The sequence below is a fragment of the Streptomyces sp. NRRL B-24484 genome, from assembly GCF_000717715.1.
Lineage (GTDB): Bacteria > Actinomycetota > Actinomycetes > Streptomycetales > Streptomycetaceae > Kitasatospora.
The window spans coordinates 19,205-43,709 of sequence record NZ_JOAI01000039.1; the positions used below are offsets into that span (position 1 = coordinate 19,205).

Below are 24,505 nucleotides of genomic sequence, written 5' to 3' on the forward strand. Positions count from 1 at the left end.
GGAGGATTCCGGCCGATCCCGATGACTGGTTAGCCTTTCAAATGATCGCCCGGTTAGAGTCGGAACCATGCATGCCTGGCCCGCCTCCGAGGTTCCCGCCCTGCCTGGTCAGGGGCTTCCCCTTCGTGTCTTCGACACCGCCACGAGCAGTGTCCGCGCGATCGTGCCCGAGGGCCCGACCGCCCGCCTGTACGTCTGCGGCATCACCCCGTACGACGCCACCCACCTGGGCCACGCCGCCACCTACAACACCTTCGACCTGGTGCAGCGGGTCTGGAAGGACGCCGGCCACGACGTCCTCTACGTCCAGAACGTCACCGACGTCGACGACCCGCTCCTGGAGCGCGCCGTCGCCACCGGTCAGGACTGGACGGAGCTCGCGGCCCGCGAGACCGCCCTCTTCCGCGAGGACATGACCGCCCTGCGGATGCTCCCGCCCGCCCACTACGTCGGCGCCGTCGAGTCGATCCCGTGGATCGTCCCGCTGGTCAAGCAGCTGCTCGCCACCGGCGCCGCCTACGAGCTGGACGGCGACATCTACTTCTCCGTCGACGCCGACCCCCGCTTCGGCGAGGTCTCCGGCCTCGGCCGGGACGCCATGATGCCGGTCTTCGCCGAGCGCGGCGGCGACCCGCAGCGCCCCGGCAAGAAGCACCCGCTGGACGCCCTGCTCTGGCTCTCCGCCCGCCCGGGCGAGCCCGCCTGGGACACCGAGCTCGGCCACGGCCGGCCCGGCTGGCACATCGAGTGCGTCGCGATCGCGCTGAAGTACCTCGGCATGTCCTTCGACATCCAGGGCGGCGGCAGCGACCTGTCCTTCCCGCACCACGAGATGGGCGCCGCGCACGCGCAGGTCGCCACTGGCGAACACCCCTACGCCCAGGCGTACGTGCACGCCGGCATGGTCGCGCTGGACGGTCACAAGATGTCCAAGTCCCGCGGCAACCTGGTGTTCGTCTCCAAGCTGCGGCGCGAGGGCGTCGACCCGGCGGCGATCAGGCTCGCCCTGCTCGCCCACCACTACCGCAGCGACTGGGAGTGGACCGAGCAGGACCTCGCCCAGGCCGAGAAGCGGCTCGCCCTCTGGCGCGCCGCCGTCTCCCGGCCGGACGGGCCCCCGGCGGAGGGGATGCTCGCCGAGATGCGGGCCGCTCTCGCGGAGGACCTGGACGCGCCGGGTGCGCTGGAAGCGGTGGACCGCTGGGCCGCGGCACAGGCCGCCGACGGCGGCGAGGACATCGGCGCCCCGGGGCTGGTCTCCCGCGCGGTGGACGCCCTCCTGGGCGTGGCGCTGTGACGCTGCGCGAACACTGACGGGTCAACCACAGGGGCGCGGTCCCCCGCGCCCCTGTGGTTGCCGCTACTCGTCGTCGCCGGACTTGTCCTCCGGCTTGTCCTCGGGGTCGTCCTCGTCCTTGTCGGACTTGGACTCGGTGGCGTGGCCGGCGACGGGCTTCTCGCCGGTCGGGCCGAGGTTCTCGCGGCGCCGCAGGTACCGCTCGAACTCACGGGCGATGGCGTCGCCGGACGCCTCCGGCAGTTCGGCGGTGTCCTGTGCCTCCTCCAGCTGCTGCACGTACTCGGCGACCTCGCTGTCCTCGGAGGCCAGCTGGTCCACCCCGAGCTGCCAGGCACGGGAGTCCTCGGCCAGCTCGCCCGGCGGGATCCGCAGGTCGAGCAGGTCCTCCAGCTTGTTGATCAGCGCGAGGGTGGCCTTGGGGTTGGGCGGCTGCGCCACGTAGTGCGGTACCGCGGCCCAGAGCGTCACGGCCGGCACCCCGGCGTGCGCGCAGGCCTCCTGCAGGACGCCGACGATGCCGGTCGGCCCCTCGTACTTGCTCTCCTCCAGGTCGAGCGTGCGGGCCAGCGCCGCGTCCGAGGTGACCCCGCTGACGGGGACCGGGCGGCTGTGCGGGGTGTCCCCGAGGAGCGCGCCGAGGATGACCACCAGTTCGACGCCCAGCTCGTGGGCGAAGCCGAGCAGCTCGTTGCAGTAGGAGCGCCAGCGCATGCTGGGCTCGATGCCGCGGACCAGCACGAGGTCCCTGGTCTTCGGCTCGTTCACCCGGACCACCGAGAGACGGGTGGTCGGCCAGGTGATCCGGCGCACGCCGCCGTCCAGCCAGATGGTGGGGCGGTTGACCTGGAAGTCGTAGTAGTCCTCGGCGTCGAGCGCGGCGAAGACCTTGCCGCCCCAGGTCTCGTCCAGGTGTCCGACGGCGGCCGAGGCGGCGTCGCCGGCGTCGTTCCAGCCCTCGAAGGCGCAGATCATCACCGGGTCGATCAACTCGGGAACGTCCTCCAGCTCGATCACCCAGCGTCTCCCTCCGTCGACCGGTGCCGCCCCCCTCCCGGCCCCGCGGACCGGTGGCCGGCTGCCGGCCTGTCGAACCTCGCGTGGAACGCCCCGTTCCACGGTCCCTACCTGCCCAGCCTACGGGCTTTGATGCCTTCCCAGGCCGGAGTGGGAAGCCTATCCGAGCGCGGCGTCCGACACGCTCGGCAGGTAGCCGTCGGACTGCCCGGCGGCCTTCGGGTGGTACGACTCCCACAGCGGCAGGGTGATCGGGTGGATCCACTCGTCCGAGCCGCCCCGGCACGCTCCGTGGCCGTCGAAGGCCGCCCGGACGTCGGCGAAGCGGAAGCCCTGCTTGGCCGCCTGACGCTCGATCAGATCGTCCAGGGCGTCGGTGAGGGCGTTGAAGCGGGCCCGGCGGGCCTCGGTGCCGATCAGACAGGTGGCGGCGGTGCCGAGCAGGTGCGGGTAGCCGGTGACGACGACGCGCGCGGCCGGGGCCTCGGCGTCCAGGGCGCGGTAGAGGGTGTCGAGGCGGCCCGGGAGCTCCTCGCGCAGCCGGCGCTCGGACTCGTCCAGGGCGGCGTCGCAGTGCGCGTCGGTGGTGAGCGGCTGCAGGCAGGCGACGACGGCGTCGCCGAAGCCCAGGTCGTTGCCGCCTGCGGTGAGGGTGACGAGCGTGGTGTCGGCGGGCACCCGCGGGACCTGGTCGCGCTGCACGTCGGCGGTGGCGGCGCCGTTGCAGGCGGCGAAGAGGAATGCGGCCGGCCCGTTCGCGGCCCGCCACAGCTCGGGGTAGGAGCGGGTGGACCGGTGGCAGTCGGCGCTCACCGGGTCGTAGCCGCCCGCGCCGACGCCGGCGGCGTAGGAGTCGCCGAGCGCCGCGTAGCGGGCCGCGGGGGCGGCGCCGGCCGGGGCGGCGGTGGGCAGCAGGAGCAGGGGAGCGGCTGCGAGGGCGGCGAGCAGCTTGGGACGCACGGGGCACTCCGGTTCTGGGGGGGCCTGCGGGGAGGCCGGGACGGCGCCAGATGACGCGCCGTCACGCATGGTAGCCAATCGCATGCGGAGTGAGAGTGTGACAAGCTCTGCAAATTCACGCAAGCGGTTTGCGCTTTTTGCCGTACACTCGCAGCCATGACACGACGACTTGCCGAAGTGGCGAAGAAGGTCGGGGTGAGCGAGGCGACCGTCAGCCGGGTGCTGAACGAGAAGCCCGGCGTCTCCGAGGCGACCCGGGCCGCGGTGCTGACCGCGCTCGACGTGCTCGGCTACGAGCGCCCCACCCAGCTGCGCGGCGAGCGGGCCCGCCTCGTGGGCCTCGTCCTGCCGGAGCTGCAGAACCCGATCTTCCCCGCGTTCGCCGAGGTCGTCAGCGGTGCGCTGGCCGGCCAGGGCTTCACGCCGGTGCTCTGCACCCAGACCGCGGGCGGCGTCTCGGAGGCGGACTACGTGGACCTGCTGCTGGAGCAGCAGGTGTCCGGGATCGTGTTCTTCGGCGGCCTGTACGCCCAGGGCGACGCCCCGCACGAGCACTACGACCGGCTCGCCGAGCGCAGCCTGCCGACGGTGCTGCTCAACGCGGCCATCGAGGACCTGGACTTCCCCAGGGTGTCCTGCGACGACGCGGTCGCCGTCGAGCAGGCCGTCGGCCACCTGCACCAGTTGGGCCACCGCAAGATCGGCCTGGTGCTGGGCCCCGCCGACCACGTGCCCTCGCAGCGCAAGCTCGGCGCGGCCCGTGCGGCGCTGGCCAAGGCCGGTGTCGACCTGCCCGACGAGCACGTGGAGCAGGCCCTGTTCAGCCTGGAGGGCGGCCAGGCGGCGACCACCCGGCTGCTGCGCCAGGGCGTCACCGGCGTGGTCTGCGCGAGCGACCCGCTGGCGCTCGGGGCCGTCCGCGCGGTGCGCCGGGCCGGCCTGTCGGTGCCCGGCGACGTGTCGGTGATCGGGTACGACGACTCCTCGTTCATGATGTGCACCGACCCGCCGCTGACCACGGTCCGTCAGCCCATCGAGGCGATGGGCCGGGCGGCCGTCGAGCTGCTGGTGGGGGAGATCGCCGGGGTCAAGGTCACCCACGACGAGCTGCTCTTCGAGCCGGAGCTGGTCGTCCGCGGGTCCACCGCGCCGGTGCGCGACCGGGGTTGACGCCCCGGGAGGAATCCCCGCAAGCCACCCCCTGACGGACCGTCGGACCAAGGGCGGGCACTTCGGTGCCCGCCCTTTTCGCGTGCCCGCATGCGGCGCGATCCGTTGACATGCTTGTAGCACCTCTGTAACTCTTGGCTGCCATCGCGCAAAACTCAAACAGTTCAACGTCATATTCGCGATTCCTTCTGCAACTTCCCCCCACGAAGGCAGGACCCCATGGGAATCTCGCGCCGCTCGCTCCTCCTGACGGCGGCCGCGTCCTCGACAGCCGGCCTGCTGCCGACCGCGTCCGCCCGCGCGGCCGGCAGCCCGCCCGGGGACGTCGTCGGCAGGATCACCGTCGGCTACCAGGGCTGGTTCGCCTGCCCCGGGGACGGCGCGCCGATCAACGGCTGGTGGCACTGGTCCCGGGACTGGTCGCAGGCGCCGTCGCCGACGAACGACGCCCTGCGCGCCTGGCCGGACATGCGCGAGTACACCGCCGGCCACCGCACGGCCTACGGCCCGCTCGGCGACGGCACCGCCTGCTCCTCCGACCACTACCTGCGGCTCACCGCCGACGGCGGCCGGATGCGCAAGGGGCAGCTCGCGCTGACCCCCGTCCGGCCCACCCCGCCGCCGCCCGCCGGGGACCTCGCCCTGCGCAGGCCGACCGCCGAGAGCAGCCGCACCCAGGTCTACGGCAGCGGCAACGCCGTCGACGGAGACCCGAACTCGTACTGGGAGAGCGCCAACAGCGCCTTCCCGCAGTGGATCCAGGCCGACCTGCAGGCGGTGCACCCCGTCCGGCGGCCGGTCCTCGCGGTGCCGCCCGCCCCGGCGTGGGCCGCCCGCACCCAGACGGTCGCCGTGCTCGGCTCCACCGACGGCACCGCCTTCACCACCCGGGCAGGCGCCGCCGGGTACCGCCTCGACCCGGCCACCGGCAACACCGTGACGCTCACCCTGCCCGCCGCCGTGCAATCCCGTTACCTCCGGCTGCAGTTCACCGGCAGCACCGGCTGGCCGGCCGGGCAGCTCTCCGCGCTGCAGGCCTTCGCCCAGTAGCGCCCGTCCGGCCGGCACGCCGGCCCCGCGCACCGGCGCGGGAGGGACGGACACCTCACAGACCTCGGGCCGCCGACCACCCCGGCGGCCCGATCCGGGGCATGCCCCGGCGCACCCCCAGGGGTGCTCGCGCGGCGGAGCCGGGGGCCGCCACGCCGCGCACCGCAACGACACCCGAGACAGAGGGACACGATGAGATCCAAGCGCACACTGCCGCGGCTCGGCGCCGCGACGGTCGCGAGCGGACTGCTGCTGATGGTGATCGGACCGGTCGTACCGGCCCACGCCGCCGGCGGTCCGAACCTCGCGGCCGGCAAGACCGTCACCGCCAGCAGTTCCACCGGCGTCCAGGTGGTCGGCAACGTCAACGACGGCAGCCAGGACACCTACTGGGAGTCGGCCAACAACGCGCTGCCGCAGTGGGTCCAGGTCGACCTGGGCAGCCCCACCGCGATCGACCAGGTGGTGCTGAAGCTGCCCGCGGGCTGGGGCTCCCGGGACGAGACGCTGACCCTGCTCGGCTCCACCGACGGGTCGAACTTCTCCACGATCCTCGGCTCCGCCGCCCAGTCCTTCGACCCGGGCGCCGGCAACACCGTCCGGCTCAACTTCGCCTCCACCACCACCCGTTTCGTGCGGGTGAGCGTCACCGCGAACACCGGCTGGCCGGCCGCCCAGATCTCCGAGCTGGAGGTCTACGGCTCGACCAGCGCCTCCGGCAACCTCGTCCGCTCGGCAACCGCCAGCAGCGCCAACGGCGCCTACACGGCGAACAACGCGGCCGACGGCAACACCGGCACCTACTGGGAGAGCGCCAACAACGCCTTCCCGCAGTGGTACCAGGCCGACCTCGGCTCCGCCGTGCCGGTCAACAAGCTGGTGCTGCGGCTGCCCTCCGGCTGGGAGACCCGCAGCGAGACGCTGAAGGTCCAGGGCTCCACCGACGGCAGCAACTTCACCGACCTGGTCGCCTCCGCCGCGTACACCTTCAACTCGGCCACCGGGAACAGCGCGACGATCAACCTGAGCACGACCACCACCCGGTACGTGCGCCTCTCGTTCACCGCCAACAGCGCCTGGCCGGCCGCCCAGCTCTCCGAGTTCGAGGTGTACGGCCCGAGCAGCGGCGACACCCAGGCGCCGAGTGCGCCCGGCAGCCTGGCGTACAGCCAGCCGGCCTCCGGCCAGATCAAGCTGACCTGGAACGCGGCCACCGACAACGTGGGCGTCACCGGCTACGACGTCTACGCCAACGGCGAGCTGCTGACCAGCGTGGCCGGGAACGTGCTGACGTACACCGACAGCCGCGCGGACAGCACGACCGTCTCGTACTACGTCAAGGCGAAGGACGCGGTCGGCAACCAGTCCGCGGCGAGCAACACCGTCACCCGAACCGGCCAGAGCGGCGACACCCAGGCGCCCAGCGCGCCCGGCGGCCTCGCCTACTCCCAGCCCGGCTCCGGCCAGATCAAGCTGACCTGGACGGCCTCCTCCGACAACGTGGGCGTCACCGGCTACGACGTGTACGCCAACGGCTCGCTGAAGGCCAGCGTCGGCGGCTCGGTGCTGACCTACACCGACAGCCAGCCGGACACCGCGACCGTCTCCTACTACGTCAAGGCCAAGGACGCGGCGGGCAACCAGTCCGACTCCAGCAACACGGTGATCCGCACCGGCCAGACCGGCGGCAACGGCACCAACCTGGCGGCGGGCAAGCCGATCACGGCCAACTCCTCCGTCTACTCCTTCGTGGCGACCAACGCCAACGACAACGACGTCACCAGCTACTGGGAGGGTGCGGGCGGCAGCTACCCCAACACCCTGACCGTGGCGCTGGGTTCGAACGCCGACACCCAGCAGGTGGTGCTCAAGCTCAACCCGGCCTCGGCCTGGGGCGCCCGCACCCAGACCGTCGAGGTGCTGGGCCGCGAGCAGAGCGGCTCGACCTTCACCACGCTGGTCGCGGCGAAGCCGTACGGCTTCGACCCGGCCTCCGGCAACACGGTGACCATCCCGGTCAGCGCCCGGGTCGCCGACGTCCAGCTGAAGATCACCAGCAACACCGGTTCCGGCGCCGGCCAGGTCGCCGAGTTCCAGGTGGTCGGCGTGCCCGCCCCCAACCCGGACCTGACCGTCACCGGCACCACCGTCTCCCCGGCCAGCCCGGTGGAGACCGACGCCCTGACCCTCGCCACCACGGTGAAGAACCAGGGCAACGCCGCCTCCGCCGCCACCTCGGTCAACCTGTACCTGGGCTCCACCAAGGTCGGCACCGCCCAGGTCGGCGCGCTCGCCGCGGGTGCCTCCGGCACCGTCAACGTGAGCGTCCCGGCGCAGAACGCGGGCAGCTACCAGCTCACCGCCAAGGTCGACGAGTCCAACGCCGTCATCGAGCAGGACGAGACCAACAACACCTGGACGGCGGCGAGCGACCTGGTGGTCAACCAGGTCGCCAGCTCCGACCTGGTCGCCGCGCCGGTCTCCTGGTCGCCGTCCAACCCGGCGGCCGGCAACGCGGTCAACTTCACCGTGGCGATCAAGAACCAGGGCACCTCGGCGGCCGCCTCCGGCGCCCACGGCATCACCCTGACCGTGCTCGACGCCCAGGGCAACACGGTCAAGACGCTGACCGGTTCCTACAGCGGTGCGATCGCCCCCGGCGCCACCACCTCCCCGGTGTCGCTGGGCAGTTGGACGGCCGTCAACGGCAAGTACACGGTGAAGACGGTCATCGCGACCGACGCCAACGAGCTGCCGGTCAAGCAGGCCAACAACACCAGCAGCCAGGGCCTCTACATCGGCCGCGGCGCCAACATGCCCTTCGACACCTACGAGGCCGAGGACGGCGTGCTGGGCGGCGGGGCGGCCGTGGTCGGCCCGAACCGCACCATCGGCGACCTGGCCGGCGAGGCCTCCGGCCGCAAGGCCGTGACGCTCAACTCGACCGGCTCCTCGGTGGAGTTCACCACCAAGGCGGCCACCAACACGCTGGTCACCCGCTTCTCGATCCCGGACAGTGCGAGCGGCGACGGCACCAACGCCACGCTGAACGTCTACGTCGACGGCACCTTCCTCAAGGCGATCGACCTGACCTCCAAGTACGCCTGGCTGTACGGCAGCGAGACGGCGCCCGGCAACTCGCCCGGCTCCGGCGGCCAGCGGCACGTCTACGACGAGGCCAACCTGCTGCTCGGCACCACCGTGCCGGCCGGTCACAAGATCAAGCTGCAGAAGGACTCGGCCAACTCCAGCCAGTACGCGATCGACTTCGTGAGCCTGGAGCAGGCCACCCAGATCGCCAACCCGGACCCGGCGAAGTACGTCGTCCCGGCCGGCTTCACCCACCAGGACGTGCAGAACGCCCTGGACAAGGTCCGGATGGACACCACCGGCACCTACGTCGGCGTCTACCTGCCCGCGGGCGACTACCAGACCGCCAACAAGTTCCAGGTCTACGGCAAGGCGGTCAAGGTCGTCGGCGCCGGCCCCTGGTTCACCCGGTTCTACGCGCCCTCCTCGCAGAGCAACACCGACGTCGGCTTCCGCGCCGAGGCCACGGCGAACGGCTCGACCTTCTCGGGCTTCGCCTACTTCGGCAACTACACCTCGCGGATCGACGGCCCCGGCAAGGTGTTCGACTTCTCCAACGTCGCGAACATCACGATCGACAACATCTGGACCGAGCACATGGTCTGCATGTACTGGGGCGCCAACACCGACAGCATGCGGATCACCAACTCGCGGATCCGCGACACCTTCGCCGACGGCATCAACATGACCAACGGCTCCACCGACAACCTCATCTCGAACAACGAGGCGCGGGCCACCGGTGACGACTCCTTCGCGCTGTTCTCCGCCATCGACGCCGGCGGCGCCGACGAGAAGAACAACGTCTTCGAGAACCTCACCACCATCCTGACCTGGCGCGCGGCGGGCATCGCGGTGTACGGCGGCTACGCCAACACCTTCCGCAACATCTACATCGCGGACACCCTCTGCTACTCCGGCGTGACCATCTCCTCGCTGGACTTCGGCTACCCGATGAACGGCTTCGGCGCCTCGCCGACGACGAACCTGCAGAACATGACGATCGTCCGGTCCGGCGGCCACTTCTGGGGCCAGCAGGTCTTCCCGGCGATCTGGGTCTTCTCGGCCTCCAAGGTCTTCCAGGGCATCCGCGTGAGCGACGTCGACATCGTCGACCCGACCTACAGCGGCATCATGTTCCAGACCAAGTACACCGGCAGCCAGCCGGAGAACCCGGTGAAGGACACCGTCTTCACCAACGTCTCGATCACCGGCGCCAAGAAGAGCGGCGACGCCTTCGACGCCAAGTCCGGCTACGGCGTCTGGGCCAACGAGATGCCCGAGGCGGGCCAGGGACCGGCGGTGGGTGAGGCGGTCTTCAACAACCTCACCATGAGCGGCAACTTCAAGGACATCCAGAACACCACGTCCACGTTCAAGATCACCGTCAACCCGTAACGATTGCGCAAACGAAGCAGGGCGGGCGCCCTCGGGCCCCGCCCTGCTTCGGCGTTTCCTGCGGCCGTTTGCGGGCCCTGCGGGGCGCTTGCGCGGGCTGTCGCGCAACCCGGTGCCACCAGGCCCGCCAAGGGCTTCCAGGGCTCCACGTGGGGCCTTTCGGCAGATGGCGGGCGGGGTTCGGCGGCGGTGTGGCCGCCAGGGCGGTCGCGCAAACCTGCGTAGTCAGTGTCGTGTTTTTGCGAAATCCAGTCGACATCTTGTGGACATCTGTCGAGGCTGGTTAAGTAGTCGACACCGGCCGGCGCTGCTGCACAACGCAGTGACCGTGCCCCGGCCTCGCACGCTTCCCCGGCTCCCGGACATCTTCCGGGGCCGGCCCCCCACCGGAAATCCACGGGCACCCCCGCGCCCCGGCGCAGCCCACACGTGCTTGAAAGGGTCCATCCGCATGACCAGAGACCGGCTCCTCCGCAGAACCGTCGCCCTCGCCGCCGCCGCGGGCCTCGCCCTCACCGCTGCCGCGTGCTCCTCCGGCTCCGACACCGGCAACTCCGGGGACTCCGGCAAGCCGGCGGCCGGTGCCTCCCTCGACCCGAACGCCAAGGTCACCATCGGCATCGACTGCCAGCCGCCGACCACCAAGCCGGCCGAGCGCAAGCAGTGGTCCGAGGACGTCGCGGCGTTCAACAAGCTCTACCCGAACGTCACGATCAACGCGAAGGACGCCTCCCCCTGCGAGGAGCCCGCCTCCTTCACCGCGCAGCTCAAGGGCAAGACCCAGCCCGACGTCTTCTACACGTACTTCACCGACCTGGAGCAGGTGCTCGACGCCGACCAGGCCGAGGACATCTCCGCGTACGTCAACGAGCAGACGGTGCCCGCGCTCAAGGACATCGACCCGTCCGTCATGAAGACCCTGACCTCGGACGGCAAGCTCTACGGCCTGCCCACCACCAACTACAAGATGGGCCTGCTGTACAACCGCAAGCTCTTCAAGCAGGCCGGCCTCGACCCGGAGAAGCCGCCGACCACCTGGGCCGAGATCCGCGAGGACGCCAAGAAGATCGCCGCGCTCGGCAACGGCGTCAACGGCTACGGCGACTACAGCGCCACCAACCAGGGCGGCTGGCACTTCACCGCCGAGCTCTACGGCCTCGGCGGCTCGATGACCACCGAGGACGGCAAGAAGGCCGCCTTCAACACGCCCGGGGGCAAGCAGGTCCTGCAGAACCTGTACGACATGCGCTGGACCGACAACACCATGGGCGCCACCCAGAGCCTCAAGTGGCCCGACCTGATGACCCAGATGTCGACCGACAAACTCGGCATGTACGTCGGCGCGCCGGACGACATCACCTACATGGTGCAGACCCTCAAGGGCCACTACGAGGACTACGGCATGGGCCCGATGCCCGGCGGCAAGGGCGCCCTGCTCGGCGGTGCCGACTACATGTTCAAGAAGGGCTCCACCCCGGACCAGATCAAGGCCGGCATCGCCTGGGTCAACTTCAAGTGGCTGACCATGGGCAAGGGCCAGTTCGACTACGCCCGCACCAAGGCCGACGGCCTGCCGGTCGGCCTGCCGCAGCCCTTCCTGTTCGGCGGCTCCACCCTGGACGCCGACAACAGGGCCAAGGCCGCCAGCGCCACCGTCCCGGTGCAGAACTACGCGCCCTACCTGGCCACTTCGGTGCCCGGCAAGACCGAGCCCGCCAACGCCCAGCAGATCTACAAGGTCCTCGACGGCGCCGTCTCGGCCGTCCTGACCGACAAGAACGCCAACGTCGACAAGCTGCTCTCGGACGCCGAGAGCCAGGTCAACCAGGTGCTGGCCAACCTCCAGTGACGGCCGGTGGGGGCCGGCCGGCGGGCCGGCCCCCACGCACGCCCGAGCCACACCCTCCGACCGACCGGGAGTAACCCCCATGGCAGCGATCAGCGTCTCCGCCCGCCGGAAGACCGAGCCACCGGCGCACGCCGATCCCTCGCAGGGCCGCGCCGCCCTCCGTCAGCGCCTCCGCAGGCACCTCACCGGCCATGGCTTCCTGCTCGGAGCCCTGCTGTGCTTCGCGTACTTCTCGTGGTACCCGATGGTCCGCGAAGTGATCATGAGCTTCCAGAAGACCAAGCGCGGGAAGACCACCTGGGTCGGCACGGAGAACCTGGACCGCATCTTCGCGGACCCGGACTTCTGGCACGCCTGGCGCAACACCCTGCTGTTCACCGTGCTCGCCCTGGTGCTCGGCTTCGCGGTGCCGTTCGTCGTCGCCGTCCTGCTGAACGAGCTCCGCCACGCCAAGGCCTACCTGCGCATCCTGGTCTACCTGCCGGTGATGCTCCCGCCGGTCGCGTCCGTCCTGCTCTTCAAGTACTTCTACGACCCCGGCTACGGCCTGTTCAACGCGATCCTCAAGGCGCTCCACCTGCCGACCTCGGCCTGGCTCAACTCGCCCACCACGTCCATGCTCTCGGTCGTCATCGCGGCCACCTGGATGAACATGGGCGGCGCCACCCTGATCTACCTGGCGGCCCTGCAGGGCATCCCCGGCGAGCTCTACGAGGCCGCCGAACTCGACGGCGCCGGCCTGCTGCGCCGGATCTGGCACGTCACGATCCCGCAGACCCGGCTGATCCTCTCGCTGCTCCTGCTGCTGCAGGTCGTCGCCACCATGCAGGTCTTCGTCGAGCCCTACCTGCTGACCGGCGGCAACGGCCCGCAGAACTCGACGCTGACCGTCGTCAACCTCATCTACCAGTACGCCTTCAGCTTCAACAACTACGGCAGCGCCTCGGCGCTCGGCCTGGTCATGCTGCTCGTACTCGCCGGCTTCTCCGCGCTGTACGTGCGCCTGAGCCGCACCAACGACTAGGACGGGAGCACCGCCATGGCAGACACCTCGACCCGTACCCTGATCTCCGAGACGCAGCTGAACCGCCCCTTCGGCAAGGCGGTCTACCGGACCGTCCTCGTGCTGGTGGTCGCGGCCTTCACCCTGGTCTTCCTCGGCCCGCTCTACTGGCTGGTGACCGGCGGACTGAAGTCCACCCAGGAGGTCATCCAGAGCCCGCCGACCTTCTACCCGCACCAGGTCCACACCGACACGTACACCGAGGCGTGGTCCAAGCTCAACATGGGCCGACTGCTCTTCAACACGCTGTACTACGCGTTCGGGGCGCTCGCCTTCCAGCTGGTCTTCGACGTGGCCGCGGCCTACGCGCTCTCGAAGCTGCGGCCCGTCCTCGGCAACGTGATCCTCGGCATGATGCTGGCGACGCTGATGATCCCGTCCACCGTGCTGATCGTGCCGCAGTACCTCACCGTGCTGGACCTGCCGCTGCTGCACCTCAACCTGATCAACACCCCGTGGGCGATCTGGCTGCCCACCGTGGCGAACGCCTTCAACATCTTCCTGCTGAAGCGCTTCTTCGACTCGGTGCCGGAGGAGCTGATGGCCGCCGCCGCCATCGACGGCGCGTCGCCGATGCGGGCGCTCTGGTCGATCGTGCTGCCGATGTCCCGGCCGATCCTCGGCGTGGTCTCGATCTTCGCCGTGGTGAACGTCTGGAAGGACTTCCTGTGGCCGCTGCTGGTCCAGCCGGACCCGAAGAACCAGCCGCTCAACATCGGCATCAACTCGCTGTCCATCGGCGTCCCGCAGAACGTCGTGATCGCCGCCCTGGCCATCGCCTCGGTGCCGACGATCGTGTTCTTCCTGATCTTCCAGCGCAACATCATGGCCGGCCTGACCTCGGGCGGGCTCAAGGGCTGACGGCCCGTCATTTCTCGAAAGGACTACCCACCGTGGTACAGCAGCCCGACCGCCGGGACTGGTGGCGAGACGCGGCGATCTACCAGGTCTACCCGCGCAGCTTCGCCGACGGCAACGGCGACGGCACCGGTGACCTGGCGGGGATCCGCGCCCGGCTCCCGTACCTCGCCGAACTCGGCTTCGACGCCGTCTGGTTCAACCCCTGGTACCCCTCCCCGCTGAAGGACGGCGGCTACGACGTCGCCGACTACCGCGCCATCGACCCGGTCTTCGGCTCCCTGGAGGAGGCCGAGAAGCTCATCGCGGAGGCCCGCGACCTGGGCATCCGCACCGTCGTCGACATCGTGCCCAACCACGTGTCCGACCGGCACCCGTGGTTCCGGGCGGCCCTCGCGGCCGGCATCGGCAGCCCCGAGCGGGAGCTCTTCCACTTCGCCGAGGGCCGCGGCGAGCACGGCGAACTGCCGCCCAACGACTGGAAGTCGGAGTTCGGCGGCTGCCCGTGGACGCGGATCGAGGACGGGCAGTGGTACCTCCACCTGTTCGCCACCGAGCAGCCCGACCTCAACTGGGCGCACCCGCTGGTCCGCCGGGAGCACGAGGAGATCCTGCGGTTCTGGTTCGACCGCGGCGCGGCCGGCGTGCGGATCGACTCGGCCGGCCTGCTGACCAAGGAGCCCGGCCTGCCCGACTTCGAACCCGGCGTCGACACCCACCCGTTCGTCGACCGCGACGACCTGCACGAGATCTACCGCTCCTGGCGGGCGATCGCCGACTCCTACGAGGAGCCGCGGGTGCTGATCGGCGAGATCTGGGTGCCGGACACCGAGCGGTTCGCCCGCTACCTGCGCCCGGACGAGCTGCACACCGCCTTCAACTTCGACTTCCTGGCCCGCCCGTGGTCGGCCGCCGAGCTGCGCGCCTCGATCGACGGCACGCTGGCGGCGCACGCCCCGGTCGGCGCCCCGGCCACCTGGGTGCTCGCCAACCACGACGTCACCCGCACCGTCACCCGGTACGGCCGGGAGGACACCCGCTTCCAGTTCGCCACCAAGCGCTTCGGCACCCCGACCGACCTGGACCTGGGCCTGCGCCGGGCGCGCGCCGCAGCCCTGCTCTCGCTCGCCCTGCCCGGCTCGCTCTACCTCTACCAGGGCGAGGAGCTCGGCCTGCCCGAGGTCGAGGACCTGCCGCTCGGCAGCCTGCAGGACCCGATGCACTTCCGCTCGGGCGGGGCCGACCCCGGCCGTGACGGCTGCCGCGTCCCGATCCCGTGGTCCGGCACCCTGCCGCCGTACGGCTTCGCGCCCGACGGCGCCGAGTCCTGGCTGCCGCAGCCGGCCGGCTGGGGCGCGCTCACCGTGGCGGCGCAGACCGGCGACCCGGACTCGATGCTGGAGCTCTACCGCGCCGCGCTGCGGATCCGCCGCGAGCGGATCACCGGGGGCTTCGACTGGCTGCCCTCCGCCCCCGAGGTGCTGGCCTTCCGGCGCGCCGAGGGCTTCGGCTGCCTGGTGAACCTCGGCGAACAGCCGGTGCCGCTGCCCGGGGACACCCGGCCGGTGCTCTCCAGCGGACCGCTCGCCGACGGCGCTGTGCCCGCCGACACCGCGGTGTGGCTGGAGTTCCTGGACACTCGTCTATGATTGCTGGACAGGTGTCCATGAAATCGGAGTGATCCATGCATACGGCGGCGAACGTCCTGGTCGGCCTGGTGGCCGCACTGCACGCGTACATCCTGGTGCTGGAGATGTTCCTCTGGGAGCGCTCCCCGGGCCGGAGCCTCTCCGGCTTCGACGCCGGCCTCGCGAAGGCGACCGCCCCGCTGGCCGCCAACCAGGGCCTCTACAACGGCTTCCTGGCCGCGGGCCTGGTCTGGGGCCTGATCGCCGCCGACCCGGTCGGCCACGACGCCCAGGTCTTCTTCCTGAGCTGCGTCGTGGTCGCCGGTCTGTACGGCGGGGCCACCGCGAACCGGCGGATCCTGGTCGCCCAGGCGCTGCCCGGGGCCGTCGCCCTCGCCGCCGTGCTGGCCGCCGGATGAACGACCCCCGCGCCGAACGCACCAGGGCCGCACTGCGCGGCGCACTGCTCGCCGAGTGCGGCGAGCGGCCGCTCTCGGAGGTGAGCGTCTCGGCCGTGGTCCGCCGCGCGGGCCTCGGCCGGGCCACCTTCTACCTGCACTACGAGGACCTGCGGGCGCTCGCCGTCGACGCCTGCGGGGGAGTGGTCGAGGCGGCCGTCGACGCCCTGCACGACTGGCGCGGCCCGGTCGACCCGGCGGCACCCCCCGCCGCCCTCACCGCCTTCCTGGCGGACACCGCCGAGCGCGCCGCGCTCTACCGCGGCCTGCTCGACCCGGGCGGCGGCGGCCCGCTCGGCGACCTCATGCACCGGCGGCTGCGGGAGCGCAGCCGCACCGAACGCGAACGGGCCGGCGCCCCGCACGCCGACACGGTGGCCTCCGCCGTCGCCGCAGCCTTCACCGGCCTGCTCGCCGACTGGCTGCACGGCCTGATCACCGCAGACCCGCCCACCTTCGCCGGCCACGTCTGGCGCCTGCTGATCGCCCTGCACAGCGCTCCGATGTGAAGCCACAGCCGCCTGCTACGGCAGGTTGCGGGCCCAGATCCAGTCCAGGCCGTCCTCGCCGATCTCGTCCAGGTGGTCGGCGCGGGTCAGCCCGGCCTTCACCGCGACCCGCTGAGAGGCGAGGTTGTCGGGGCGTATCCGGGCGATCAGGGGCAGCCGCGGCAGCCGCCGGCCGGCCCACGCCACCACGGCGGAGGCGGCCTCGCTCGCCACGCCCCGGCCCCAGCAGGCCGGGTCGAAGCGGTAGAAGAGGTTGAGCCCGCGGATGCCGCCCAGCACGGTCGGCTTCACCCCGCAGAAGCCGAGCGGCTGCTCCGCCTCCAGACCGCGCACCACCCAGTACCCGTAGCCGCTGCGCCGCCACCGCTCGTCCCAGCGCCGGTACAGCCATTCGGCCTCGGCCCGGGTGCGCAGGGCGTCGGAAGGGTTGTGCCGGCAGGTCCGCGGGTCGCGGTGGACGGCCAGGATCGCCGCCACGTCCGCGGGGACCGGTCGCCGCAGGACGAGGTGATCTGTCGTCAGTTCCGTTGTGTCCGCCCCCGGTTCGGTCATGGCCGCAGCCTAACCCGGGCGGACCTCAGCGGCACCAGCCGTTGCGGTAGGCGATCCAGTCGGCGGGGGTGGCGGTGAAGTCGACGTACAGCGCCAGGCCGAAGTTCTGCCGCCCGTTGCGGCCGAGGCCGAGCCGGGCGCCGCGGACGGCGGCCGAGACGGTCTCGGCGGAGCCGCGGTGACCGAAGTCGTCCGCCCAGTACGCGGGCAGTCCGATCAGCAGGTCGGCGGAGGCCGGGGTGGCGGCCAGCGCCAGCTCGGTCTGCCGGGCGACGTAGCCGCCGTACAGCGACTCCAGGGGCATCCCGGTGTCATAGCTCATCACCGCGATCTGGTCGACCCGGCGGGCGACGTCCGCGAAGTACTCCTTCGACCACCACTTGCCGTGGTCGGCGAGGGCGAGCCCGGCCCGGTGCAGTCCGGGGACGGGGTCGATCTGCGGGGCGGCGACCGAGAGCGGCACCCCGGAGGAGGCGGTGAGCGGGTGGAGCTGGTCGAGCAGGGCGAGGAAGCCGGCGGACCCGGAGCGGACGGGTTCGAGGTCGAAGTGCACGCCCTCGAAGCCGAGGGCCAGCGTCTGCACGGTGGCGACGGTGATCCGGGTCCGCACCTCGGGCCGGTCCAGGCGCAGGCCGTCCTTCTCCGGGGCGACCACGTCGCCGAGCCAGGCCTGCACCCGCAGGCCGGGCAGCCGGCGGTGGACGCCGTCCAGGAACCAGCGGGCCTCCGGGGCGAGCGCGGGGTCGAGCGAGCCGTCGTGCGCGAGCGGCCCGGTGTGCACGTACAGGTCGCGGATGCCGGTGCCGGCGAGGCGGGCGGCGAGCGCGGTGAGGTCGGCGTCGGTGCGCCGCCCGTCGACCCAGGCGTGGCCCAGCCAGAGGGCGTCGCGGCCCCTCGTCCTGGCCTCGGCGGCCGGTTCGCCCACGTACTGCACCCGCAGGGCGACGGCGGCGGCGCCCACCGGAAGGAGCAGCAGCCCGAGGACGGCGAGCAGCGCGACGACGAGCCGCCGGCGCACCCTCCGTCCGGGCCGCGGCCTGCGCAACCACGCCGCCGGCGCGGTGATCCTCCGTGGCACCCGGCCACTCCCTTCCCGTCCGTTCAGGTGGTCAGGACGCCCAGGATGCGGAACGGGTTCCGTCGCCGGGCAGGTGTCCGGATACCCTGACGGCGTGCGCCCCCGAACCAGGAGGGGACGCATAGCCGACAGCCGTCGCACCCAGGGAGTCGCCCCATGGCCACCGCCGTCCCCTCGTCCGCCGCAGCCGCCGCCCACCAGGAGCGTGCGAACGCCCTCCGCGAAGCCCTCGCCACCCGCGTCGTGGTGGCCGACGGAGCGATGGGCACGATGCTGCAGGCGCAGGACCCGACCCTGGAGGACTTCCGGCAGCTGGAGGGCTGCAACGAGATCCTCAACGTCACCCGCCCCGACATCGTGCGCTCGGTGCACGACGCGTACTTCGCCGTCGGCGTGGACTGCGTGGAGACCAACACCTTCGGTGCCAATGCCGCGGCGCTCGGAGAGTACGAGATCGCCGACCGCATCGTCGAGCTGTCCGAGGCCGGGGCGAGGATCGCCCGCGAGGCGGCCGACGAGTTCACCGCCCGGGACGGCCGGACCCGCTGGGTGCTCGGCTCGATCGGCCCCGGCACCAAGCTGCCGACCCTGGGCCACACCACCTTCGCGGTGATCCGCGAGGGCTTCCGGCAGAACGCGGCCGGCCTGATCGCCGGCGGCGCCGACGCCCTGCTGATCGAGACCAGCCAGGACCTGCTGCAGACCAAGGCCTCCGTGCTGGGCGTGAAGCAGGCGCTCGCCGAGGCCGGCCTGGACCTGCCGGTGCTCGCCCAGGTGACCGTGGAGACCACCGGCACCATGCTGCTCGGCTCGGAGATCGGTGCGGCGCTGACCGCCCTGGAGCCGCTGGGCATCGACTACATCGGCATGAACTGCGCCACCGGCCCCGCCGAGATGAGCGAGCACCTGCGCTACCTGGCGAAGAACGCCAAGGTCGGCCTCTCCTGCATGCCCAACGCCGGCCTGCCCGTCCTCGGCAAGGACGGCGCGCACTACCCGCTGAGCCCCGAGGAGCTCGCGGACGCCCACGAGACCTTCGTGCGTGAGTACGGCCTGTCGCTGGTCGGCGGCTGCTGCGGCACCACGCCGGAGCACCTGCGGCACGTGGTCGAGCGCGTCCAGGGCCGCCCGGTGGTGGCCCGCGACCCGAAGCCGGAGGCGGCCGCCGCCTCGCTCTACCAGTCGGTGCCGTTCCGGCAGGACCTCTCCTACCTGGCGATCGGCGAGCGCACCAACGCCAACGGCTCGAAGAAGTTCCGCGAGGCGATGCTCGCCGAGGACTGGCAGGCCTGCGTCGAGATCGCCCGCGACCAGATCCGGGACGGCTCGCACCTGCTCGACCTGTGCGTCGACTACGTCGGCCGCGACGGCGTCGCCGACATGCGGGAGGTCGCCACCCGGCTGGCGACCGCCTCGACCCTGCCGCTGGTGCTGGACTCCACCGAGCCCGAGGTGCTGCGGGCCGGCCTGGAGGCGCTCGGCGGCCGCGCGGTGCTCAACTCCGTCAACTACGAGGACGGCGACGGCCCCGAGACCCGCTTCGGCAGGATCGCCTCGCTCGCCCGCGAGCACGGCGCCGGCCTGATCGCGCTGACCATCGACGAGGAGGGCCAGGCCCGCACCGCGGACAAGAAGGTCGCCATCGCCGAGCGGCTGATCGAGCAGCTCACCACCGAGTACGGCATCGACGAGTCGTCGATCCTGGTCGACTGCCTCACCTTCACCCTGGGCACCGGCCAGGAGGAGTCCCGCCGGGACGGCATCGAGACCGTCGAGGCGATCCGCGAGCTGAAGCGCCGCCGCCCGCAGGTGCAGACCACGCTCGGCCTGTCCAACATCTCCTTCGGCCTGTCGCCGGCCGCCCGCGTGGTGCTGAACTCGGTGTTCCTGCACGAGTGCGTCGAGGCCGGCCTGGACTCGGCGATCGTGCACGCCTCCAAGATCCTGCCGATCGCGCGGATCCCCGAGGAGCAGCGCGAGGTCGCGCTGGACCTGGTGTACGACCGCCGCCGGGACGGCTACGACCCGCTGCAGCGCCTGCTGGAGCTGTTCGAGGGTGTCTCCTCGGCCTCGGTGAGGGCCTCCAAGGCGGAGGAGCTGGCGGCGCTGCCGCTGGACGAGCGCCTGCAGCGGCGGATCGTCGACGGCGAGCGGAACGGCCTGGAGGCCGACCTGGACGAGGCGCTGACGGCCCGTCCGGCGCTGGAGATCATCAACGAGACGCTGCTGGCCGGCATGAAGGTGGTCGGCGAGCTGTTCGGTTCCGGCCAGATGCAGCTGCCGTTCGTGCTGCAGTCCGCCGAGGTGATGAAGTCCGCGGTGGCCCACCTGGAGCCGCACATGGAGAAGTCGGACTCGGAGGGCAAGGGCACCATCGTGCTCGCCACCGTGAAGGGCGACGTCCACGACATCGGCAAGAACCTGGTCGACATCATCCTGTCCAACAACGGCTACAACGTCGTCAACCTGGGCATCAAGCAGCCGGTCTCGGCGATCCTGGAGGCGGCGCAGGAGCACCGGGCCGACGTCATCGGCATGTCCGGGCTGCTGGTGAAGTCCACGGTGATCATGAAGGAGAACCTGGAGGAGCTGAACCAGCGCGGGTTGGCCGCCGACTACCCGGTGATCCTCGGCGGCGCCGCGCTGACCCGCGCCTACGTCGAGCAGGACCTGCACGAGGTCTACCAGGGCGAGGTCCGCTACGCCCGGGACGCCTTCGAGGGCCTCAAGCTGATGGACGCCCTGGTCGCGGTCAAGCGCGGCGTGCCCGGCGCCGCGCTGCCCGAGCTGCGGCAGCGCCGGCACGCCCGGGTGGAGGTGGAGGAGGTCGAGGAGGTCAACCTCGGCCAGATCCGCTCCGACGTGGCCGTCGACAACCGGGTGCCGGTGCCGCCGTTCTGGGGCGACCGGATCGTCAAGGGCATCCCGTTCGCCGACTACGCCTCCTGGCTGGACGAGGACGCGCTGTTCAAGGGCCAGTGGGGCCTGAAGGCCTCGCGCACCGGTGACGGCCCCTCCTACGAGGAGCTGGTGGAGACCGAGGGCCGGCCGCGGCTGCGGATGTGGCTGGACCGGCTGCAGACCGAGGGCTGGCTGGAGCCCGCCGTCATCTACGGCTACTTCCCGGCGAACTCCAAGGGCGACGACCTGATCGTCCACAACGAGGACGGCTCCGAGCGGACCCGCTTCACCTTCCCGCGCCAGCGCCGCGGCCGCCGGCTCTGCCTCGCCGACTTCTTCCGCCCGGAGGACTCCGGCGAGCGGGACGTGGTGGCGCTGCAGGTGGTCACCATGGGCAACCGGGTCTCCGAGGCCGCGAACGAGCTGTTCGCCGCCAACGCCTACCGCGACTACCTGGAGCTGCACGGCCTGTCGGTGCAGCTGGCCGAGGCGCTCGCCGAGTTCTGGCACGCCCGGGTCCGCTACGAGCTCGGCTTCGGCGACGAGGACCCGCAGGACGTCCGCGACATGTTCGCCCTCAAGTACCGCGGCGCCCGCTTCTCGCTGGGCTACGGCGCCTGCCCGGAGCTGGAGGACCGAGCCAAGATCGCCGAGCTGCTGAAGCCCGAGCGGATCGGCGTGGTGCTCTCCGAGGAGTTCCAGCTGCACCCCGAGCAGTCCACGGACGCCATCGTGATCCACCACCCCGAGGCGAAGTACTTCAACGCCAGGTAACCCGTCCGCTGCGTTCCGTTCGGCACATTTCCGGTCGGCGGGCGTATCCTGAATGATCCTGAACGGGCCGGTCCGCTCACCAGCGGGCCGGCCTGTGCCATCCCCGGCCACGTCCGGCCACCCGTGCGGACGGGACCCCACCCGGCGAAGGGACCTTGCCATGACGACCATCTCGACCCTCACCGAGAGCCTCGGCGGTACCGGCGGCGGCCTGCAGGCCGTGCTGCTCGACATGGACGGCACGCTCGTCGACACCGAGGACTTCTGGTGGCAGGCCGAGGCTTCGCTCTTCGCCGAGTTCGGCCACGTCCTCGACGAGGCCGACCGCGCCCACGTCGTCGGCGGCCCGATGACCCGGGTCATCGACTACCTGCTCTCCCGCACGGCCGCGCCGCTCACCCCGGCCGAGCTGACCGTGCTGATCAACCAGCGCTTCGTCGACCTGCTGGCCGGCGGCGTGCCGCTGATGCCCGGTGCCGAACGGCTGCTCAACACCCTGGCCGCGCACGGCGTCCCCGCCGCCCTGGTGTCCGCCTCGCACCGGCACGTCATCGACATCGTGCTGCGCAGCCTCGGCGCCCACCACTTCGCCTTCTCGGTGGCCGGCGACGAGGTGCCGCGGACCAAGCCGCACCCCGACCCGTACCTCACCGCCGCCGCCCGGCTCGGCGCCGACCCGGCCCGCTGCGTGGTCATCGAGGACGCCCCCACCGGCGTGCTCGCCGCCGAGGCGGCCGGCTGCCCGGTCATCGCGGTGCCCTCCGTCGCGGCCATCGAGCCCGGCCCCGGCCGCACCGTCCTCGGCTCGCTGGAGCAGGTCGACCTGGAGCTGCTGCACGCGCTCACCGCGACCAGGGTGTGAGATCGATCTCTTTTCCGTGAGGGGCCGCCCCCCGGCCGCTCTCTGGCTGCGGCGCCCCGGCGACGGACCGTACAGGGGCCGATGGAGAAAACGGACATCGCGTGACAGAACGCCGGACCGCGGGATCCGGCGGGAGGCCCTCGAACCCCGGGCCCTCGCGCACGCGTGCGAGGCGGTGCGTGGTCGATATGGCACGCTACTTCCGGTCAATCCCCGAACAGGGGACCAACGGACCGTCCCGGCCGCGCCCACCACCCTGGTCACGGCACGTGACGGCACCCTACCGGCGCCTCCCCACAAGCCCGGCCGCACGGAGAAGGAATCCATCCCGCATGTCTTCAGCCCACCGCCTGGCCGTGCTCGGCTGCGCCGTCATGGTCGCGTCCTCGGCCGCCGGCTGCGCCTCCGCGACCAAGGCCGTCACCGGCAAGGACTCGCCGTCCACGATCACCATGGGCACCACCAACGTGACCAGCGTGCTCGACCCGGCCGGTGCCTACGACGCCGGTTCCTGGCTGGTGCTGAACAACACCTTCCAGTCGCTGCTGAGCTTCCCGCCCGGCGCGACCGTGCCGCAGCCGGAGGCCGCGCAGTCCTGCGGCTTCACCGGCGGTGACGCGATCACCTACGCGTGCACCCTGCGCAGCGGGCTGAAGTTCTCCAACGGCCACTCGCTGACCAGCGAGGACGTCGTCTTCTCGGTCCAGCGCATGCTGAAGATCAACGACCCGAGCGGCCCCGCCTCGCTGCTCTCCACCATCAAGTCGGTGGAGGCCAAGGGCGACGAGAAGGTGGTCTTCCACCTCAAGGCCCCGGACGCGGTCCTCCCGGCGAAGCTCGCCTCGGCCGCCGGCTCCATCGTCGACCACCAGGTCTTCCCGGCCGACGCGCTGCTCGCCAACGACAAGCTGGTCGGCTCCGGCCCGTACAAGATCGACTCGGTCGCCACCATCGACGGCGGCGACAACCCCGGCAAGATCACCCTCTCCGCCAACAGCGAGTACAAGGGCGACAACAAGCCGACCAGCGGCAAGTTCGCGCTGCGCTACTTCAACGCGCCCGGCGAGCTGAAGTCCGCGCTGGAGAAGGGCGAGGTCGACCTCGCCGACAACAGCCTGGAGCCCTCCGCCGGCGCCAAGATCAAGAGCGACCAGATGGCCGGCCAGGGCGACCTCAAGGTCGCCGAGGGCGAGAGCGCCGAGACCCGCTACCTGGTCCTCAACACCAAGGACGCCGTCACCGGCAACCCGGCCGTCCGCCAGGCGATCGCCCAGCTGGTCGACCGCAAGGCGCTCTCCCGCACGGTGTACGCCAACACCGTCCAGCCGCTGTACTCGCTGGTGCCGGCCGGCATCACCGGCCACAACACCTCCTTCGCGGACCGCTACGGCGACCCGAGCGTCGACAAGGCGAAGAAGATCCTCTCGAACGCCAAGGTCGCCACGCCGGTCAAGATCACCCTGACCTGGTCGCGCGCCCGGGCCGGCGCCGCCGAGATGGAGCAGATCAAGAAGGACTTGGAGAACGGCGGCGTCTTCCAGGTCGACATCAAGCAGGAGTCCGACTGGAAGAAGTACCAGGCGGGCTGGAAGGCCGGCAGCTACCAGGCGTACACCGTCGGCTGGACCCCCGACTACGCGGACCCGGACAACTTCGTCAGCCCGATCGTGGTCGACGGCGGCGCCTTCCACAACGGCTGGGACGACCCGCGGATCAGCGGCAAGCTGGTGCCCGCCAGCATCAAGCTGACCGACCGCTCCGCCGGCGGCGCCTACGGCCAGATCCAGAACATCGTCGCCGAGGGCGTCCCGGTGATCCCGCTGTTCCAGGCCAAGTCGTTCTACGCCTCGCGCAACGACATCACCGGCGTCGACGGCACCGTCGACACCACCGGGATCTTCCGCTTCTGGGAGATCGGCCGCAACGGCACCAAGTGACCGTACGGCGACGGCCCGCCCCTCCGCAGCGGAGGAGGCGGGCCGTCGCCGTACCCG

17 protein-coding genes are annotated in these 24,505 nt (G+C 71.4%); 13 read left to right on the plus strand and 4 right to left on the minus strand.

Annotated features, from left to right (window positions below; genetic code table 11):
* The first annotated feature begins 67 nt into the window (after positions 1–67).
* Positions 68–1,297 (plus strand): cysteine--1-D-myo-inosityl 2-amino-2-deoxy-alpha-D-glucopyranoside ligase, encoded by a 1,230-nt coding sequence (gene mshC / locus IE98_RS0129450; RefSeq protein WP_030274164.1) that lies wholly within the window; start codon positions 68–70, stop codon positions 1,295–1,297.
* Positions 1,298–1,360: 63 nt separating this feature from the next.
* Here the strand turns inward: mshC and IE98_RS0129455 are convergent, their stop codons facing one another.
* Together IE98_RS0129455 and IE98_RS0129460 are read right to left on the minus strand one after the other, a co-directional pair.
* On the minus strand, positions 1,361–2,314 hold the full coding sequence (locus tag IE98_RS0129455) for a PAC2 family protein (protein WP_030274166.1): 954 nt from the start codon (positions 2,312–2,314) through the stop codon (positions 1,361–1,363).
* 159 nt (positions 2,315–2,473) lie between these two features.
* Positions 2,474–3,274 carry an SGNH/GDSL hydrolase family protein gene (locus tag IE98_RS0129460; protein WP_030274168.1) on the minus strand — a complete coding sequence of 267 codons (801 nt, stop codon included), beginning with the start codon at positions 3,272–3,274 and terminating at the stop codon, positions 2,474–2,476.
* Positions 3,275–3,430: 156 nt separating this feature from the next.
* On the opposite strand from IE98_RS0129460, the gene IE98_RS0129465 reads away from it, so the two are divergent.
* From IE98_RS0129465 to IE98_RS0129505, 9 genes are all read left to right on the plus strand, one after another.
* Positions 3,431–4,444, plus strand: a complete 1,014-nt coding sequence (locus IE98_RS0129465; protein ID WP_030274170.1) for a LacI family DNA-binding transcriptional regulator — start codon at positions 3,431–3,433, stop codon at positions 4,442–4,444.
* Between the two features lie 219 nt (positions 4,445–4,663).
* The gene (locus IE98_RS0129470) at positions 4,664–5,494 is read left to right on the plus strand and encodes a discoidin domain-containing protein (RefSeq protein WP_030274171.1); all 831 of its coding nucleotides are present in this window, start codon (positions 4,664–4,666) and stop codon (positions 5,492–5,494) included.
* Positions 5,495–5,686: 192 nt separating this feature from the next.
* Positions 5,687–9,979, plus strand: a complete 4,293-nt coding sequence (locus IE98_RS0129475; RefSeq protein ID WP_030274173.1) for a discoidin domain-containing protein — start codon at positions 5,687–5,689, stop codon at positions 9,977–9,979.
* Positions 9,980–10,430: 451 nt separating this feature from the next.
* Complete coding sequence (locus IE98_RS0129480; RefSeq protein WP_030274175.1) at positions 10,431–11,828, plus strand: extracellular solute-binding protein; 1,398 nt, start codon at positions 10,431–10,433, stop codon at positions 11,826–11,828.
* A gap of 79 nt (positions 11,829–11,907) precedes the next feature.
* The gene (locus IE98_RS0129485) at positions 11,908–12,852 is read left to right on the plus strand and encodes a carbohydrate ABC transporter permease (RefSeq protein WP_030274177.1); all 945 of its coding nucleotides are present in this window, start codon (positions 11,908–11,910) and stop codon (positions 12,850–12,852) included.
* Between the two features lie 15 nt (positions 12,853–12,867).
* A complete protein-coding gene (locus IE98_RS0129490) occupies positions 12,868–13,752 on the plus strand; it encodes a carbohydrate ABC transporter permease (RefSeq protein ID WP_030274178.1) in 885 nt (294 codons plus the stop codon).
* 32 nt (positions 13,753–13,784) lie between these two features.
* The gene (locus IE98_RS0129495) at positions 13,785–15,398 is read left to right on the plus strand and encodes a glycoside hydrolase family 13 protein (RefSeq protein WP_030274180.1); all 1,614 of its coding nucleotides are present in this window, start codon (positions 13,785–13,787) and stop codon (positions 15,396–15,398) included.
* A gap of 35 nt (positions 15,399–15,433) precedes the next feature.
* Positions 15,434–15,796 (plus strand): DUF1304 domain-containing protein, encoded by a 363-nt coding sequence (locus IE98_RS0129500; RefSeq protein WP_030274181.1) that lies wholly within the window; start codon positions 15,434–15,436, stop codon positions 15,794–15,796.
* Positions 15,793–16,344, plus strand: a complete 552-nt coding sequence (locus IE98_RS0129505) for a TetR/AcrR family transcriptional regulator (protein ID WP_030274184.1) — start codon at positions 15,793–15,795, stop codon at positions 16,342–16,344. Before IE98_RS0129500 ends, IE98_RS0129505 begins: the two co-directional genes overlap by 4 nt.
* A 15-nt stretch (positions 16,345–16,359) precedes the next feature.
* On the opposite strand, the gene IE98_RS0129510 is transcribed toward IE98_RS0129505, so the two are convergent.
* Together IE98_RS0129510 and IE98_RS0129515 are read right to left on the minus strand one after the other, a co-directional pair.
* The gene (locus IE98_RS0129510) at positions 16,360–16,896 is read right to left on the minus strand and encodes a GNAT family N-acetyltransferase (RefSeq protein WP_030274185.1); all 537 of its coding nucleotides are present in this window, start codon (positions 16,894–16,896) and stop codon (positions 16,360–16,362) included.
* A gap of 25 nt (positions 16,897–16,921) precedes the next feature.
* The gene (locus IE98_RS0129515; RefSeq protein ID WP_030274187.1) at positions 16,922–17,914 is read right to left on the minus strand and encodes a membrane protein; all 993 of its coding nucleotides are present in this window, start codon (positions 17,912–17,914) and stop codon (positions 16,922–16,924) included.
* Between the two features lie 216 nt (positions 17,915–18,130).
* Between IE98_RS0129515 and metH the strand changes: the two genes are divergently transcribed.
* The 3 genes from metH to IE98_RS0129530 all read left to right on the plus strand — a co-directional run bounded on the left by metH (position 18,131) and on the right by IE98_RS0129530 (position 24,448).
* Complete coding sequence (gene metH, locus IE98_RS0129520; protein WP_030274189.1) at positions 18,131–21,649, plus strand: methionine synthase; 3,519 nt, start codon at positions 18,131–18,133, stop codon at positions 21,647–21,649.
* 160 nt (positions 21,650–21,809) lie between these two features.
* A complete protein-coding gene (locus IE98_RS0129525; RefSeq protein ID WP_030274191.1) occupies positions 21,810–22,511 on the plus strand; it encodes an HAD family hydrolase in 702 nt (233 codons plus the stop codon).
* A gap of 332 nt (positions 22,512–22,843) precedes the next feature.
* Positions 22,844–24,448, plus strand: coding sequence for an ABC transporter substrate-binding protein (locus tag IE98_RS0129530; RefSeq protein WP_030274193.1), 1,605 nt, complete (start codon positions 22,844–22,846; stop codon positions 24,446–24,448).
* The last annotated feature ends 57 nt before the right edge of the window (positions 24,449–24,505 follow it).

Coding starts and splice junctions, on each gene's coding strand:
- IE98_RS0129475 (WP_030274173.1), top strand. CDS start 5,687: ATGAGATCCAAGCGCACACTGCCGCGGCTCGGCGCCGCGACGGTCGCG.
- IE98_RS0129525 (WP_030274191.1), top strand. CDS start 21,810: ATGACGACCATCTCGACCCTCACCGAGAGCCTCGGCGGTACCGGCGGC.
- IE98_RS0129530 (WP_030274193.1), top strand. CDS start 22,844: ATGTCTTCAGCCCACCGCCTGGCCGTGCTCGGCTGCGCCGTCATGGTC.
- IE98_RS0129465 (WP_030274170.1), top strand. CDS start 3,431: ATGACACGACGACTTGCCGAAGTGGCGAAGAAGGTCGGGGTGAGCGAG.
- IE98_RS0129510 (WP_030274185.1), bottom strand. CDS start 16,896: ATGACCGAACCGGGGGCGGACACAACGGAACTGACGACAGATCACCTC.
- metH (WP_030274189.1), top strand. CDS start 18,131: ATGGCCACCGCCGTCCCCTCGTCCGCCGCAGCCGCCGCCCACCAGGAG.
- IE98_RS0129485 (WP_030274177.1), top strand. CDS start 11,908: ATGGCAGCGATCAGCGTCTCCGCCCGCCGGAAGACCGAGCCACCGGCG.
- IE98_RS0129470 (WP_030274171.1), top strand. CDS start 4,664: ATGGGAATCTCGCGCCGCTCGCTCCTCCTGACGGCGGCCGCGTCCTCG.
- IE98_RS0129480 (WP_030274175.1), top strand. CDS start 10,431: ATGACCAGAGACCGGCTCCTCCGCAGAACCGTCGCCCTCGCCGCCGCC.
- IE98_RS0129505 (WP_030274184.1), top strand. CDS start 15,793: ATGAACGACCCCCGCGCCGAACGCACCAGGGCCGCACTGCGCGGCGCA.
- IE98_RS0129500 (WP_030274181.1), top strand. CDS start 15,434: ATGCATACGGCGGCGAACGTCCTGGTCGGCCTGGTGGCCGCACTGCAC.
- IE98_RS0129490 (WP_030274178.1), top strand. CDS start 12,868: ATGGCAGACACCTCGACCCGTACCCTGATCTCCGAGACGCAGCTGAAC.
- mshC (WP_030274164.1), top strand. CDS start 68: ATGCATGCCTGGCCCGCCTCCGAGGTTCCCGCCCTGCCTGGTCAGGGG.